The organism is Siphonobacter curvatus (assembly GCF_002943425.1).
GTDB lineage: Bacteria > Bacteroidota > Bacteroidia > Cytophagales > Spirosomataceae > Siphonobacter > Siphonobacter curvatus.
Window position 1 is genome coordinate 3688430 of record NZ_PTRA01000001.1, and the last position, 17030, is coordinate 3705459.

The 17030-nt window shown below is 48.4% G+C and carries 7 protein-coding genes; 2 read left to right on the forward strand and 5 right to left on the reverse strand.

The genetic code is table 11. From position 1 onward, the window contains the following. Positions 1 to 222: 222 nt before the first annotated feature. Positions 223 to 3825 (reverse strand): DNA polymerase III subunit alpha, encoded by a 3603-nt coding sequence (gene dnaE / locus C5O19_RS15280; RefSeq protein WP_104713709.1) that lies wholly within the window; start codon positions 3823 to 3825, stop codon positions 223 to 225. A 301-nt stretch (positions 3826 to 4126) separates the two neighbouring features. Between dnaE and C5O19_RS15285 the strand changes: the two genes are divergently transcribed. Continuing rightward, positions 4127 to 5296, forward strand: a complete 1170-nt coding sequence (locus C5O19_RS15285; protein WP_104713711.1) for a beta propeller repeat protein — start codon at positions 4127 to 4129, stop codon at positions 5294 to 5296. A gap of 517 nt (positions 5297 to 5813) precedes the next feature. Beyond that, positions 5814 to 9032 carry a putative type IX secretion system sortase PorU2 gene (gene porU2 / locus C5O19_RS15290; RefSeq protein WP_104713714.1) on the forward strand — a complete coding sequence of 1073 codons (3219 nt, stop codon included), beginning with the start codon at positions 5814 to 5816 and terminating at the stop codon, positions 9030 to 9032. A gap of 211 nt (positions 9033 to 9243) precedes the next feature. Here the strand turns inward: porU2 and C5O19_RS15295 are convergent, their stop codons facing one another. The 4 genes from C5O19_RS15295 to C5O19_RS15310 all read right to left on the reverse strand — a co-directional run bounded on the left by C5O19_RS15295 (position 9244) and on the right by C5O19_RS15310 (position 16925). Beyond that, the gene (locus C5O19_RS15295) at positions 9244 to 9825 is read right to left on the reverse strand and encodes a hypothetical protein (RefSeq protein WP_104713717.1); all 582 of its coding nucleotides are present in this window, start codon (positions 9823 to 9825) and stop codon (positions 9244 to 9246) included. A gap of 16 nt (positions 9826 to 9841) precedes the next feature. Continuing rightward, complete coding sequence (locus C5O19_RS15300; protein WP_104713720.1) at positions 9842 to 11482, reverse strand: SusD/RagB family nutrient-binding outer membrane lipoprotein; 1641 nt, start codon at positions 11480 to 11482, stop codon at positions 9842 to 9844. 36 nt (positions 11483 to 11518) lie between these two features. Then, positions 11519 to 14716, reverse strand: coding sequence for a SusC/RagA family TonB-linked outer membrane protein (locus tag C5O19_RS15305; RefSeq protein WP_104713722.1), 3198 nt, complete (start codon positions 14714 to 14716; stop codon positions 11519 to 11521). 295 nt (positions 14717 to 15011) lie between these two features. Next, positions 15012 to 16925 carry a S9 family peptidase gene (locus C5O19_RS15310; RefSeq protein ID WP_104713724.1) on the reverse strand — a complete coding sequence of 638 codons (1914 nt, stop codon included), beginning with the start codon at positions 16923 to 16925 and terminating at the stop codon, positions 15012 to 15014. Positions 16926 to 17030: the final 105 nt, after the last annotated feature.

Consider the following 17030-nt stretch of genomic DNA (forward strand, 5'->3'; position numbering starts at 1 on the left):
CTTATAAGATTATATTCTTAAGAATTCAGTTCATTTATAGAGTATAGATATCAACAACATAAGGTTATCAAAAACCAAAATTTATTTTTTTCCTCTTTTTGAGGATCCCTTGCTTTATAGGCGTTTAGGTTAAGCAACACAATGAACAGCAATCAAAAAGTAGCTTAAACAAAAAGACCCACCAACCAAAGCCAGTGGGTCTTTCCTTTATACTAAAAACACTTAATTCAACCGAAAACTGTTCTTTCCCACCAACTGCTCCAACCCCTTAATCAAATCATTCGAAACGTTGATTTTATTAAAGCGACTTTGCAGCGTTACTTCTACCGGACTTTCCGAGTCTTTGAGTTTCACGAATAAGTTACAGGTGCCCGGATTCTGCTTGAACAACTCGCTCAGACTGGCTACCAATTCGCCGCTGACTTCCTGTAAGTTAATCTCCAGACTCAACTGCTTACACATCTTCTCCCGTACTTCGGGCAGAAGCTGAATCTGGGTCGCCTTGAACTCGTACTGGCCCTGGTTCCGCCAGCTGGGTTGTAGTTTTCCCCGAATGTACAGGAAACGATCCTGGGCTACATACTGACCCATTTTGACGTAATCGTCGCCAAACAGGGCCAGTTCCATGCTTCCGGCGTAATCTTCAATCGTAAACAGACAGAAGGGATTACCATTCTTGGCGTATCGTTCCTGATACTTGGTCACGATTCCGGCAATGCGGACGTCGCGGTTGTACCAGTTTTTTTCCTCTTCCGAATCGCGGAAACGGTCGAGCGTAATATCGCAGAAGTTATCCAGCTCAATCCGGAACTCATCCAGCGGGTGACCGGAAATGTATACGCCAATCACATCGCGTTCCTGGTTGAGTTCGATCATCCGGGCCCAGGGCTCCGTCGACGGTACGCGGGGAGCCATCATGTTGGCTCCGCCGCCCCCACTCATCGCTCCGAAAAGGGACACCTGAGCGGCGGCTTTTTCTTCGTGGTGTTTGTTGGCGTATCGAATCAGTGTTTCAATAAACGTACCCGTTCCCGTATCGGCAAAAAACGCCGCCCGGTTAATGCCAAAGCTGTCGAAGGCACCGGCGTAGGCCAGCGATTCCAGCGTTTTCTTGTTCACCGTACGCAGGTTGATCCGCGTAACGAAATCAAAAATATCCTGGTACGGACCATTGGCATTTCGTTCCTGAATGATGCTATCCACGGCCGCATCGCCCGTACCCTTGATTCCACCCAGGCCAAACCGAATCTGCTTCTTCTTATTAACGTTGAATTCCTTGATGGATTCGTTCACGTCAGGGCCTAATACGTCGAGACCCATCCGGCGGGTTTCCTCCATGAAGAGCGTAATCTTTTTGATGTCGCCCAGCTCGTTGGTTAAGTTGGCCGCCATGTACTCTTCCGGATAGTGGGCCTTCAGGTAGGCTGTTTGGTAGGCTACGAACGCGTAACAGGTCGAATGCGACTTGTTGAAGGCGTACTGAGCGAAGGCTTCCCAGTCGGTCCAGACCTTTTCGAGTTTTTTGGCATCCAGGCCTTTGGCTACGGCTCCTTCCATGAATTTGCCCTTCATCTTATCCAGCGTCGCCCGGTCTTTCTTACCCATGGCCTTCCGCAGTACGTCGGCGTCCCCTTTGGAGAAGCCCGCCAGTTTCTGCGACAGCAACATTACCTGCTCCTGGTACACCGTGATTCCGTAGGTATCGGCCAGGTATTCTTCCATTTCGGGAAGGTCATACACAACGGGTTTACGTCCGTGTTTCCGATCAATAAATTCAGGAATGTACTGAATTGGGCCGGGTCGGTACAGGGCGTTCATGGCAATAAGGTCCTCAAACCGCGTGGGTTTTAGTTCCTTCATGTACTTCTGCATCCCCGGACTTTCGTACTGGAAGATCGCGTAGGTTTCACCGCGTTGGAATAGCTCGTAGGTCTTGGCGTCATCCAGCGGTAAGGTATCCAGATCAATCTCAACGCCGTGGTTTTGCTTAATCAGAGCCAGAGCGTTTTTCAGGATCGTCAGCGTGGACAATCCCAAAAAGTCCATCTTGATTACCCCGGCATCCTCAATTACTTTCCCTTCAAACTGGGTAATAAACCAGTCCGAATCTTTCGAGGTACACACGGGAATAATCTCCGTCAAATCCATCGGAGCAATGATGATCCCCGCCGCGTGGATACCCGTACCCCGAACGGAACCTTCCAGTTTCAGGGCTTCGGTTAGCACCTTTCCGGCGACGGTATTGGATTTCATCGTATCCCGCAACTTCTGGATATTCTGAATCTCCTCGCCGCCCCAGCCTTCTTTATCCTTCACGCCGCCGGGTCCGTCGATGGGAGCCAGCAGGACGCGTTGCAGGTTCAGATCCAGGGGTTTTTCCGGAATCAGTTTAGTCAGGATATTCGTCTCATCCAGCGGTAAATCCAGTACCCTGCCTACGTCTTTAATGGCCGATTTGGCTTTCATCCCCGTGTAACTCACAATCTGGGCTACCTGATTACGACCGTATTTTTCGACGACGTAATCAATGACTTTCTGACGACCGGCATCGTCAAAGTCCGTATCAATATCGGGCATGGATTTCCGGTCAGGGTTCAGGAAACGCTCGAACAGCAGATTGTACTTAATCGGATCAATGTTCGTAATCCCGATGCAGTACGCCACCGCTGAACCCGCCGCCGAGCCCCGGCCCGGTCCGACGAATACGCCAATGTCGCGCCCCGCCTTGATGAAGTCCATTACAATCAGGAAGTACCCGGCGAAGCCCATCGTTTTGATGGTATGCAGCTCGAAGTTGAGGCGTTCCTCGGCTTCGGGCGAGATGGTTTCGTAGCGTTGGCGGGCTCCTTCAAACGTCAGGTGACGCAGGTATTCCCACTGGTTCAGGGTATCATCGGCGTGTACCTTGAATTCGTTGGGAATGGGGAAGTTGGGCAGCAGAATGTCTTTCTTCAGTTTCGGATCGAAACACTTATCGACAATCTCCTGGGTATTGTCCAGGCCTTCGGGAATGTGTCCCCAGACCTGCAACATTTCGTTCTTTGTCTTGAAATAAAACTGATCGTTGTAAAAGGCAAACCGCGAGCCGCGGGGCATGGCCTCGTCATCCGAGAAGTCCTTGGCCGAGGGCGTACTCTGCTTTTCACCGGTGTTGACGCACAGCAAAATGTCGTGGGCGTTGGCATCCTGCTGATCTACGTAGTGACTATCGTTGGAAACAATCACCTTTACGTTATGCTTGCGGGCAAACTTGAGTAGCACCTCATTGACCCGCTTCTGATCGGGGATTTCGTGATCCTGCAGTTCGACGTAGAAGTCTTCGCCGAAGATATTCAACCACCACAGAAACTCCTTTTCACCTTCCTCTTCGCCCTTCCGCAGAATGGCTTTCGGTACGCTGGCTCCAATACAGCAGGTCGTGGCAATGAGGCCTTCGTGGTATTGCTCGATCAGGGTTTTATCGATACGAGGGTACTTGCCGTACATGCCTTCAATAAAGCCCAGCGAGCAGAGTTTGACCAGATTTCGGTAGCCCGTTTCATTCTTAGCCAGCATCAGCTGGTGATACCGAACGTCTTTCTTTTCCTTGGTAAACTTCCGCTCATGCCGATCCTGTACCACGTAAAATTCACAGCCTACAATAGGTTTTACCCCGTGTTTTCCGGCTTCGGCCACGAATTTGAACACGCCGAACATATTACCGTGGTCGGTAATGGCTACTGCCGAATGTCCGTCCGCCTTGGCTTTCTTGAACATACCGCCAATGTCAGCGGCACCATCGAGCAGGGAAAATTTGGTATGGCAGTGAAGATGGGAAAAATGCATAGTAACGGGGCTCTCTATCCTACAACAAAATCAAACTTGAAGATACGATGAAAAACGTAGGAGGGCAAGTTAGGTTCCAGCGGGAGACGTTTTTCCGTGAAAGTTTAATCATGCGTGATAACCAATATCAATACCGGTGGATAACTAAATAGATATCACTTATTAGAACCTATATTGATATAAATTCATGGCTTTATCATCCAAGTATGCTTCATTGTCGCTTAAACATCCCATACATTTAAGCAAGCACCTCTTTTCCTTTTGTAAGGATATTTATTACACTGGCAAAATGGTGGAGTTGATGTCTTTTATTGTTTGGGAAGTGGCTCATGTACTAAAACTTAACCGTCGTAAAAAGTACCTTGCCTTTAGCTCTCGTACACCTCATACAGTCATCGAAGAAGGAATCATTCAACGGACTTCCGACCCGGAATCACTTCTACACGAACTAGAAGAAACTTCTGCCGACTGGCTTTTTTGCCTTATTACGCCCTCCCTTGAGTACTGGTGCGTTTCGCAACGTGAAAAGCATCAGCTTTATCATAAAACCGCCGGTGCTACGCAGGCTAAGGTGGTTAGTACCTTCGATGAAGAAATCAAAAGTCTCTACATTACGCAGGCTAATGTTATTTTGATCGCCTCGGGCGGCTGCATTTTCAGGAGTAATAACCAGGGCATTTCGTTTCAGCGGGTACTCCAGTTGAGCAGTCCTATTAGCTGGTTTCTGTTCAACAACGGGATCGCCGAATTGCCTTCGGGTGAATTGTTCATTGGCGAATACGGTTCCATCTGGCAACAAACGCGGTGGCAAAGTCTGGCGTATTTTTATCATTCAAAAGATCAAGGACTAACCTGGCAGCAGATACGCTCACTGCATGAACGGGGGGTTAACAAACACGTACACGTACTCAAGTACAGCACGCTGCTACAATCGCTGATCATGACCGACGGGGATAACCACAAGAAACTGTGGATTAACTCTTCGTTGTCTTGCTACGATCAACTGAATCGGTTCAAGCGTAATCAGGGCTGGAAGATGGTAACTCATCTACACCTGTTCAAAGGAGGCTATACATCCATGCTTGATGGCAGTAAAAGGATGTTTTTAGGTTCGGACTATATGGGAGGTACTAACTTCCTGGTTTCCACCACTGACGGGAAACGCTACCAGAGTCTGATCATTCCAGACCCTTACCGTCGGTGTCCGATTATGAATATGACGTACCTAAAAACGGCAACCCATACGGAAATCTGGGCTTCGTTATTTTGCGGAATCGGGAGATCTACGAAATGTTTGATCATGTATACGGATGATGACGGACTTAACTGGCACAAGTTCCTGGAGTACGATGGCTCCCGCTATGCCATCCACCTCATAAGCCATACAGAAGCCCAAACTGGCTATTTATACTTATCTGTCACTAGTACCGAATGGTCAACCTACCGCGTTTATAAGATCAGACGCTCCTAACCTTTCCTAGTACTGTTTTACTTCCCTGAAATAGACTCATGCTTATTTTCAGGGATTTTTTATTTATTTTTAATGACGTTTCATCCTTCTTTTGACCAATCCATCGAAATTTTTACCACTTAACTCATTCTTAACAAACTATAAGATTTTTTTTTATACTTTTAGCCTATACCTCGTACCGTTAGGTAATGGTAGACTTGGCTTGTTCCGTCTTTCCATGGTTAACGGTCGGAAAGTCCAGGAGGGTATCAAAAATTTTATTCACTATAAGCCAATTACTTACCTGTTAGATATCACCACATTTGTAGAAGCGTTTGTTGCATTTACCTCATTCTAGCGAATATAGAGTTTAAAGTACATCGATAGTATTGTTAATACAGCCTGGCTCAATTGATAGTTGACAGTCATTTTACTCATTTTCATGAAAACAGCTCTTTTTACTCATTCAAATTCCCCACTCCAAACCCATAAAAACCACTCTCTGATCTAGTAGCGTATCCCTTTATCTTTCATCTATATGAAAAAACTTTACTATTTACTCTTTCTTCTTTTGTTATGCGTAACGAAACCATCCTTCGCCCAACAGAGTGGTAATGAATGGATTAATTACCAACAAACGTATTTCAAAATTCCGGTCACTCAGAAAGGAATATACCGGATCACCTACGCCGAGTTACAAAACGCTGGTTTTGATCTGTCTGCCAACCCTCAACAGATTCAGGTGTTCAGACGAGGCGTTGAACAAGCGATTACCGTTGCAGGTGAAGGTGATGGCAGATTGGATGGCAGCGATTACATTGAGTTCTTTGGGGTAGGTAACGACGGCTCTCGGGATGCTGAGCTGTACGTACCCAAGGAATCGCAAACCAACCCCTACGTGAGTTTATTCACGGATAACTCTTATTACTTCCTGACCGTCAGTCAAGGAGCCAAAGGGAAACGGGTAGCTAGCTCTACGCTTGCCAAAGGTGGCCTAGTGGCAGAAAAGTATCACCTGGAACAGAGTGTGACTGCTTATAAGAGTACGTTTGAAGTCGGTGCCTCCTTTGATGCCTCAAACGGTTTTCAGGATTACCAACAAGGAATTTCTGTGAGTGAATTCAGTGCCGGGAAAGGGTATTTGGATACTTATATTAAAGTAACAAACGGGAGAGATTATTCGCTAGCGGTTAGCAATCCCTACCTAGAAGGCCCTGCTCCCAGCCTAGAAGCTTCTTTTTATGGAGTAAATAAAGGTAGTCACCAGATTGATCTTAGCGTTGGCAACTCTTCCGTTACTACGGTTTCGTTTGCCAATGTACAGTTGAGCAATACCGCCAAGCCTTTGGAGTGGGCAAACCTAAGTACTACGAATGCGGCAGTACGAGTAACTTCAAAAGCTGGTTCTAATGCGGTAGTCTACTTTAAATTGAATTATTCGCAAACGTTAGATTTAAATCAGGTTACTATCGGTAAGTCCATTCATTCACGACCCAATGCTTCAGGCACTTCCCTGTTCCAGTTTAGTAATGCTACCGGCCAGGATCAAGTCTATGACGTTACGGACTTAAACAATATTCAGCGAATCACGAGTACTCTTTCAGGCAGCACACTCGAAGCTGTTGTAGGCAATACGCAGCAGACGCGGAATCTCTGGGTCAATCGATCAGTAAGTAACGTATCCAGAATTGAACGAGTTACGTTTCGTTCCATTACTCCGGCTGACTATAACTATCTTATCCTCACCCATAAGTCATTGCAACAAGCAGCCAATGACTATGCCACTTACCGGGCATCTAGTCAGGGTGGTAGCTATCGGCCCCTAGTAGTAGATATGGAGTTAATTTCCAACCTGTTTAACTATGGTGAAAATAGTCCTTTGGCTATTCGCCGTTTTGCTGACTATATGGCTAAGTCAGGACCTGCGAAGCATTTATTTCTGATTGGAAAGGCTATTGCTCCGCAATACTTCCGACTCATTTTGGGCACCAGTGAGGCGATGAATGATGTAAACTTAGTACCTACGGGCGGCTGGCCAGGTTCGGATTGGCTGCTCGTCATGGGAATCAACGGCAAGCCAGCTAACGTACCCGCACTTTCAGTGGGTCGATTGAATACGACCACTTCGGATGAAGTATACGCGTATTTAAACAAGGTAAAAGAGTACGAAAGTCAACCCGTAGCCCTGTGGCGGAAGAATTTTCTGAACCTGAGTGGGGGGCGTGAGTTTTCCTACGAAATTCCTACGTTTAGAAATTTTGCTGCTAATTATTCCAATACCGTTAAAAACGCACCTTTGGGCGGCAATCCGAAGATTCTTTCCAAGCAAACCACCGCGAATGTAGAGTTCTTTGACGTTTCAAAAGAAGTGAATGCGGGACTAAGTATGATTACCTTTTTCGGTCACTCGGGTCCCGGCTATACGGACATTGACATTGGATTGGCGACGAACAGCAACTTCAACAACAAGGGTAAATACCCGATTATGTTTGTGAATGGCTGCGAAGCGGGGAACATCTTCTCGAATGACAATATTCAGACCGTTGGTACCAACTGGGTCAATACACCCGATCGGGGAGCTATCGTATTCCTAGGTTCTTCGTTTTTGGGATGGCCGAGTTATCTGGATCGCTATTCCAGCCTTCTGTTCCAAAATCTTTCAAGCTCCACGTACCTCAATAAATCATTTGGCGATGTGCTGGTAGCTACGACCACTCGCTACGTATCGGACAACCCGAACAATAAAATGACCGTAGGACACGCCCAGGAGTTTAACCTGCAGGGTGACCCGGCCATTGTTCCCTTCCCCTTAACTAAGCCTGATCTGGCTTTTGACGCGGGTAGTCTGTTTGTAGAATCAGGAAGTACCTCAACGGGAAATTTCAAGCTGGGTGTAGCCGTTAGTAACCTAGGAACCGTCTCTGGTTCTCCTGTTAAAGTTTCATTGAAACGAACGGCCAGTACCGGTTCTGCGAGTACTACCACCGACCTGGGCACGCTTACATTCAATCCAGTCCGGTATCGTGATACGCTTTATTTCGATGTAAAGAATACATCCAATGCGGTTACTAATAATCAAATCAACGCCGTGATTGACGCAGAAAATACCATTGATGAAGTGACGAAGAGTAACAACCAATTAGGCTTTGACTACGTGATTGATGCTCCGCTGCCCGTTAGTTTAATCTATTTCAGAGGACAGGTTGAATCCAGTACTGGTAAAAACTTTACCGGTATGGATGTGACTACTATCCCCGAGAACGTAGGCGTACTATCCTGGAAAGTAACCGACGAGAAAAACATCGTAGGTTATGGCGTAGAAAAAAGTGTAGACGGGAAAAACTGGTTTAGTATCGGCTTCACGCCCTCGCAAAATACTTCTTCAGCGTTGTATACGTTCTACGATACGAAACTCCAGGTTGGCAATAGCTATTATCGCCTGAAAATCGATGAAGCCTCAGAGCCGGATCATTACAGCAAAATCATTGCTCTCAGCTTGGCTCCAACCTATGGATTGGTTGCCTACCCAAGTCCAGCGGATGCGGATGTTACCATCCGTATTAAAGAAAATGCCGGCAGAACGGCTACTGCTGTCAAAGCCGTTCTGTATAGCCCCATGGGACAAGCGGTGTGGAAGGGCGAACTTCAAAATGGTACGGTTACTATTCCTACCCAGAGTTTAACCAATGGCCTCTACCACTTACAAGTCAACGACGGTACGGCCATTCAAAAGCAGAAGATTGTCGTAGCTCACTAAGGGCTTTATTTCACACAGAACAAGAGCCCCGCTGTTCGGCGGGGCTCTTGTTTTATACGCGAAGACTTGTCCTGGCGACTGCCGTGCGGGCCTGGAAGCGTGCTCAGTACAGCCTTTCAAAATCCATTTGATTTAGAAACGACCGATGCAATCTAACCCGTGTTTCGGAACCAGTCTACCAACGCTTACCCAGCGGTAAAGCGTTGGTGTTTTACTTCTGAACGACGTTCACCCGGTAATAAAACGGAGAACTATAAAAAGCACCTCCCGTAATGTTAACGCCAGAATTCGTACTAGAGAAGCTCTGCCCCGTCGTTAGTTTCATGGTGCCCCGTAGCTCGAAGTAATCCCCCGCATTGACACTATCCGTCGGCAGCTTCAAGGCCGTGATCGCTTCGGTAGCACTGACCGAAATGATACTGCGGGGATAGCCCGTCGTATCGTTTTTCGTGAACGCCGAGGCTGGAATGGATTTCAAAGCAGTGGCATTGACCGAGGCATTTCCGCCATTGGTTTTGGTGTTGTCAACAAAGGCCACCGTCAGATCGTACGAAGCAAACAAGGCTCCTTTGTCAGGCGTAATGGCTTCGGCCGTGAAACGCATCGCGGTTGTGGCGAAGGCCGCTTTATTGAACGAAAATGTCCCCGACAATACCGGATAAGGTCTCACCGTCCGCACATACCCTCCGTTCTCCATATCAGCAGCATCCAGTCGATCGATCATTTCCGTTTTACAGGCTAGCAGAGCCAGCATCAACAGGGAAAATCCAAGTATATATTTTAAAGAGATCATCGGTTTTAGCAGTTAATTATTTCAACAAATTAGCTGGATTCGTATCCCAGAAGACGGGTTGGCCAATACTGGACTTTTGCTTGGCATTGGCGTTTCGCGTGATGTAGGAAGTGGGATAGTACAGCGAACGGGGGAACGTTCCCGGATTAGCATCCAGTGCGGGTTGCAGGTTGGCGGGTTTACCCGTACGGCGATACATGTTGTAGGCCTCGATGCCGTTGCCGTATAAAGCCAGCCAATATTCAGTAGCAATGATGTTGAGGCGAGCATCATCCGTTGTGGCCGCGTCGTAACTGGCCATGACTTTGGCAACGTACTTGCTCACTTCATCAGCCCAGACAATCTTGTTATCTGTTTCAAAGGCTGTAATCTTCCCCCCTTCCGTAGTACTCAAAGCAAAGCTTCGCACATCGGTCATGGACTTTTCAATAGCCGACTGTAACAGCGATTTTGCCGATCCCGTCGTGCCCAGCGTCAGGGCTGATTCAGCCAGCATGAAATCCACGAATGAACGCATCAGGATGGGTTGAATGCCGGCACCACCCGCACCAGCACCCAGAAATACACCCGTCCCGGCGTTGTTGTCGTACAAACCACCCGCCGGATACAGTCCAAAAGCCGTCCGCAATAACCCATCCGGTGGGATACCTTCGTTATTCAGGTGATCCCGCCCCCAATAGCCCACATCCGTGGGTAAGCAGAAGTAATCCGTAGCCGCATAATGCGTAGGCTTGGCATTAGTAATACACCGCAATGCATTGACATCCGTGGGATTCTTCGTCGTTTGGCGATAGAAGTAATAACGCATCCGGGGATCGACAAAGCCTTTGGAATAATACATTGTCCCCATATAGGCGTTAGACTGGTAATCACCCGCCCCCGTATTGCTGTATCCATATCGCGGGTGTCGCGTATCCGGATTGGTTAGGTTGGAGCCGTATTTAAAGGTGAAGTTCTGAGCCGTTGTTGAAATAAGCTTTCCTTCCGCAATCAAGGCATTGATACCAGCCGTTGAGCCAGATTTGTCTATCAGACGACGATTCAGGTATATTTTCAGCTTGAGGGCATTAGCGGTCCGCGTCCAGCTATCCTTGTTACCCGAAAAATACAGATCACTGGTGGGGCTACTTTTCGAAGTGGCCGCCAGATTGGCAATGGCGTCGTCGAGGTCTTTCAGAGCCGCCGTATATACAGAAGCACCGGCATCGACCTTCGGATTAAAGTTGACCGGGTCAATGGCTTCCGAATACGGTACATCACCGAAGAGATCCACCAGATTCACCAGCACCGAAGCCCGCATGATCCGGGCCACCCCGGCGTGGAAATAAAGCTCCGATTTTTCCGCCAGCGGAATCAGGGTTTTAATGTCCGTGAGCAGGGTCGCGTACGAAACGTTCCAGAGGCCGTCGTAATAGGCTGGAGAAACGGCATTTTCATAAATGGCGGAACCCTGATTCAGCATACGGGTCAGTCGCATGCCGGGATCGCTACTTTGGTTGAAATGACTGGCGTAACTTAGCTGAATCTGATTCAGCAAATAATTAATATCCGTATTAGACGTAGTTACCGCGTTGGGATTGTCTAGTAAGTCCAGCTTACAGGAACCTACACTGAGGCTCAGGGCCGCTATTAAGGCCACACTAAATTTCTTGATCATGGTTCTGAAAGGGGTAGTTCCGATGAATGTTATCGACTAGAAGGTCAGTTTTACGGTTCCTCCCAGGCGGCGGGCACTCGGCCCCGTCAGGAATTCGAAACCCAGGCCGTTTCCGACACCCAACCCCAGGTTGTCCGTATCGAAATTGAGGCCCTTGGGGAAGTGGATCGCCCGGTACCAGAGGTTATTCCCCGTAAAGGCCAGCGAAGCTCCTTTAAGGAAAAACTTCTCAAACCAGCGTTTGGGCAGTCGGTACGACAGGGAAGCCTCCTGCAAACGGATCGTTGATCCATCGAAAATCCGTCCTTCATCGCCAAAGAAATAGTAGTTGTTGAAGTAGAAGTCCGAAGCCGTCAGCTGGATGTCGTTCGGGGTTCCATCGCCCTTCACGCCGGGAACGACCACCGTTTGTGCCCGGTTAAAGCCACCCTTTTGACCCATCGCCAGGTTCACCAGCCCCCGTCCTAGCAGCGATCCTGCCGTGGTAGAATACATGGCCCCCCCGTGGCGATAGGAGATCATGAAATCCAGCGTCAGTCCCTTGTAAGTGAAGCTATTGATCAGACTGGTCGTGAAGGCCGGGTTCGGATCACCCAATACGATGGGGCTTGCCGTAGACAGCATGTAGCCATCTCCCCCAACAATGTACTGCCCCTGCTCATTGCGGCGGAAGCCCGTTCCCTTGATAATGTTGAAGGGCTTACCAACGACGGCATAGTTCCCCAATCCACCCGTAAAACCCGTAACCTGAACCTCCTGAAGGGTACCGCCCAGATCCAGCACTTTGGGTTTGTTGCGATTGTAGACAATCGTGGCATTCCACACGAAATCCCCTTTGCTGATGGGCGTCAGGTTGATACTGGCTTCGATTCCTTCGTTGCGAATCTTCCCAATGTTGATGGTTGTTTGCGTATAACCCGTTGAAGCATCCAGGGGTGACTGCGTAATCAGATTTCGGGTATTTCGCTGGTACGCCGTTATATCGAAACCTATTTTGTTATTCAGCATTTTTCCTTCGAGCCCTACCTCGTACTCGGTATGCAACTCGGGTTTCAGGTTGGGGTTACCCAGGCGATCGTTTACGGACTGCGATTGCAGGGCCGCTCCACTCGCCGATAGCCAGGCCCGGGCATTCTGATCCAAGATGTTCCGCGTGCTGTAGGGATCGGGGAATCCGGCCGAAGTTCCGACCCCCGCCCGTAGTTTCAGGAAATTAACTTTATCCGATTGAATCCCGAAAGCCGTGGTAGGCACGAACGAAATACTGGCCGAGGGATAGAAAATCCGGCGGTTGGGGATTTCTACCGTTGAGGTCCAGTCGTTACGTCCCGCCAGGTTCAGGAACAGATAGTTATTGAAATCAGCCGTTACTTCGCCAAAGACGCCAATCCGCGTTTGTTCAATCGTCCCATCGTAACCTACGTTATTAATAAAGTTGGTGTGACGGAAGAGGCTCCGGGCTAACTGGTTTTCGCTCACGACACCCGATCGGTTGGTCACGTCGTTCCGCATGTTTCCGCCCAGACGGGCCGACAGACTGAATTTCTCGCTAAGTGACTTCGCATACGAAAGAATCATGCTATTATCCCAGATCGTGTTCTGAATGTCGTTGGTAGCGTAAAAGCCATTGACATACGCCACTCCCCCTTTATTGAGCATGTATTGCTGTTTCTCAATGTAGGTATCCAGACCGACTTTATACAGCAGCGTCAGCTCCTTGGTCAGATCAAACGTTAAGGAAGTAGCCGAAAAAATCCGGTTGACTACCCCCGTCGTTTTGTAGTTTTTGAGAACCCAGCGTGGATTGGGAATATCGTTGCCACTTCTGAAATAAACCGAACTTCCGTCAATGGGGCTTTCGTAAGGCCAGTCCATCAAATTCACTTGGCGGGGCGTATATAATACGTTCGCCAGTACCGATGGAAAGCCCACGGCGTTATTACCCGTTCCGGCACTCAGCGGCGGAGAGAACTGGTCGGTATTGGTAAAGTTAAAGGAGGTATTGACGTGTAACTTGGGCGTCAGCTGTGCATTGAGACCCAGGCCCAACGTGAGTTTCTTGATGCCGTTTTCTGGAATATAGCCCTGCTCTGCATTGTAGCCGGCCGAGATATTATAACTCACGCGGTCGGTTCCGCCGGAGATATTGAGTGACGTATTGGAAATCTGTCCCGTACGGAAAAAGTCCCGTACGTTGTTGGGATATATCTGCAATCGATACGGACTGACCGAGGCCACGTAATCAGCAAAGGCCGCCCGCAACGCTGCATTGGTGAAGTTGGCGTAGGGATGCGTCGTCAACGCGGCGTTCGAATTCTGCGAAGGATACGCATAAGCGTCCGCCAGGGTTGGTCCAAAGTTACTGAAGAAATAACCCAGGTTCTGCTGGAATCCACCGATGTAGTTGTTGTCGTAATGGGGTAAGTGTGCCCGGTTGGTAAAATACGACTGGGTTACTGAGAACTCCGTTGGCCGGGCTTTCTTCGTGCCATTTTTAGTGGTGACCAGAATCACGCCATTCCGTCCCTGATCGCCGTAGGTTACCGTTGCGGCCAGCCCTTTCAGTACCGTTACGTTTTCAATATTGTTGGGATCCAGATCCATGAAACGGCTGGAAGCCGACTGGCCCCCATCCGCAAAAGAACCTCGTCCGTTCGTACTGGAGTTGAAGGGTACGCCGTCGACCACAAAAAGCGGCTGGGTTGAGCCCGTAATGGAAGAAAACCCACGAATGTTGATGCTGGTACCCGTACCCGAAACGCCGGAGGTCGAGGTAATGTTAACGCCAGGAATTTTTCCCTGTAGCACCCGGGCAATGTCCGGTTGGGGCCGATCCTGAATTTGTTTCTGATCCAGGGAAGTTACGGAGTAGCCCAACGCTTTTTTCTCGCGAACAATCCCCTGAGCCGTCACGACTACTTCCTGTAAGCCCTTGGAGTCATTCGCCATTGCTACGTCGATGATGGACTGCGTCCCTACGGGTAGTTCCTGGGTGAGAAGCCCGACTGAACTGAAGACGAGAACGGGATCTGTGCCTTGTAGCGTAATGGCAAATTTCCCCTGGCTATCGGTATTCGTACCTAGACCTGTGCCTTTGAGACGCACGGTCACTCCAGGAAGCGGGGTGCCGTCATCGGCGAAGGTTACCTTACCGGTTACTTTACGTTCCTGGGCCCAGACGGACGTCCACGCCCAGCACATCATCCCTAGGATGAATAGTAGACTTCTGTTCATAAATATAGTTTAAGTTAAGGGTCAAAACTTTAGCAAACATATTATCTGTATTTCAAAATTTTATGAAAGTTTATTGTAAAAATTTAAAATATTAATTAATCAATAAAGAATATTAGAAAAATATATTACTGTTTGAATATACGTTTCGACAACGATCAAATAGGTGTATTTCGTGATAAAACCTGGAATTAAGTCGACTTCTTAATTCAGTAAAAATTGTTTTAAACTGCAAATGCCCTGCACGGTTCGTTCCGAACTGTGCAGGGCATTTGACAGGGTTTCAACCTACGATCTATTAGGGCAACGTCTCTTCCAGCCACTTATAAAACTCACGCTGCCAGACGATCGCATTTTGAGGGCTGAGCACCCAATGGTTTTCGTCGGGCAGGTATAGCAATTTACTTTTAATTCCCCGTAGCTGGGCTGCCTGAAAAGCCTGTAAGCCCTGTTCGATGGGTACCCGGTAGTCTTTTCCACCCTGGATAATGAAAATGGGCGTATCCCATTTTTCTACAAAGTTGCTCGGCGACTGGCTAAACGAACGTTGAGCTACCGCGTTTTTCTTATCCCAGTACGGACCGCCTTTTTCCCAGTTTTCGAAGAATAATTCATCGGTGGTGCCGTACATGCTACGGAAATCAAACACGCCATCGTGGGCAATGAACGTTTTGAATCGTTTGGCGTGCACGCTCGCCAAAGCGAACACCGAGAATCCACCGAAACTGGCTCCAACGCAGCCCCGGCGATCTTTATCTACGTACGGCTCCTTCGATACCGCATCAATAGCACTCAGATAATCCTGAATGACCTGCCCACCCCAGTCTTTGCTCACCTGTTCGTTCCATTTGGTTCCATGACCAGGCATACCCCGACGGTTAGGGGCTACCACAATGTACCCCTGCGAGGCCATCAATTGAAAATTCCAGCGGTACGAATACGTCTGCGTCAACGGAGCCTGCGGTCCTCCCTGGCAGTACAACAGCGTTGGGTACTTTTGAGCAGGATCAAAATTGGGTGGATAGATTACCCACACGAGCATATTTTTTCGATCGGTAGTGGTTACCCATCGCCGCTCGGTTTTGCACATGCCTAAGGAAGACACCGTAGCGTCGTTTACGTGCGTCAGTGCCTGAATAGAACCATTGGTCACATCAATCGTTACCAATTCCGCCGGGTGATTCATATCCGTTTTGGACGCGATCAGCTTCTGACCTACCTGCCCGATAATGTCACTCACGTCAAAATCACCCTTGGTAAGCTGCGTAATGACGGGCTTTGCCGGCGTAGTGGCAGGATAGCTTACTTTAAATATCTGTAAGGTTCCGTTGATGGGAGCCCAGAAAAATAACGCCGTTCCGTCTTCGCTCCACTTGAATCCCTCCACGTGAATATCATCGCGTTGCTGCGTCAGGTTCAGTGTAGACTTTCCATTGGATACGACCAGATCCTGCTTATCGGCCTCGTACCCATCGCGTTTCATCTGCAACCAGGCCAGTTCTCCTTTCGCATTAAACGATGGATTAACATCGTATCCCTTGTTACTTTCAGTCAGGTTTCGGGTCGCTCCGGTGGTTACATCATACTCATAGAGATCCGTATTCGTACTAACTGCGTAATCGGTACCGAATTTTTTCTTCGTTACATATACGACATGTTTTCCGTCGGGATGCCAGATAAAGTCCTCATCCCCACCAAACGGTTTCTGGGGGCAATCATTGGTTTCGCCGGGCATGAGGTCTTTCGGCGTACCGGCTTGACCATTCACGAGCGGGGTCAAGAACACGTGATCAAACTTTCCATCTTCCCAGGTATCCCAGTGCCGATAATTCAGTGAAGTGAATACATACGCATTGGATTGTGGTAAATCCTTATACTTATCGGCTCCCGTAATATTCAGTACGGGTACAGGCTCACTACTGATGCGATACTTACCATCGGCGGATACTTTTGAATCGCTTAGTAAGCCTTCGGTAGTACTAATTTCCTGAGCTTCTCCGCCCGCCACTGGAATTTTATAAAGTTTCCGCTGACTCTTGTTGTCCGGCATTTGTGGCGTACTGACCGCGTATACTACGTATTGTTTATCATTGGAAATACCCAGTCCCGATACCCTTCCCATCTTCCAAAGTTGTTCGGGTGTTAAGCGTTGTTGAGCGTTTATTGCCAGCGAGCTTAAGAACATCCCGCCCAGCAGCCAAGCTTTTTTCATACACATAAATCAATAGTTACTAAAAAGGCACCGCTTATTCGGTGCCCTGCAAAGGTACATTAGAATCGTCCGAGATAATATTACTGATCGACTGAGCAATTCGTA

Coding starts and splice junctions, on each gene's coding strand:
- C5O19_RS15285 (WP_104713711.1), top strand. CDS start 4,127: ATGTCTTTTATTGTTTGGGAAGTGGCTCATGTACTAAAACTTAACCGT.
- C5O19_RS15300 (WP_104713720.1), bottom strand. CDS start 11,482: ATGATCAAGAAATTTAGTGTGGCCTTAATAGCGGCCCTGAGCCTCAGT.
- porU2 (WP_104713714.1), top strand. CDS start 5,814: ATGAAAAAACTTTACTATTTACTCTTTCTTCTTTTGTTATGCGTAACG.
- C5O19_RS15310 (WP_104713724.1), bottom strand. CDS start 16,925: ATGAAAAAAGCTTGGCTGCTGGGCGGGATGTTCTTAAGCTCGCTGGCA.
- C5O19_RS15295 (WP_104713717.1), bottom strand. CDS start 9,825: ATGATCTCTTTAAAATATATACTTGGATTTTCCCTGTTGATGCTGGCT.
- dnaE (WP_104713709.1), bottom strand. CDS start 3,825: ATGCATTTTTCCCATCTTCACTGCCATACCAAATTTTCCCTGCTCGAT.
- C5O19_RS15305 (WP_104713722.1), bottom strand. CDS start 14,716: ATGAACAGAAGTCTACTATTCATCCTAGGGATGATGTGCTGGGCGTGG.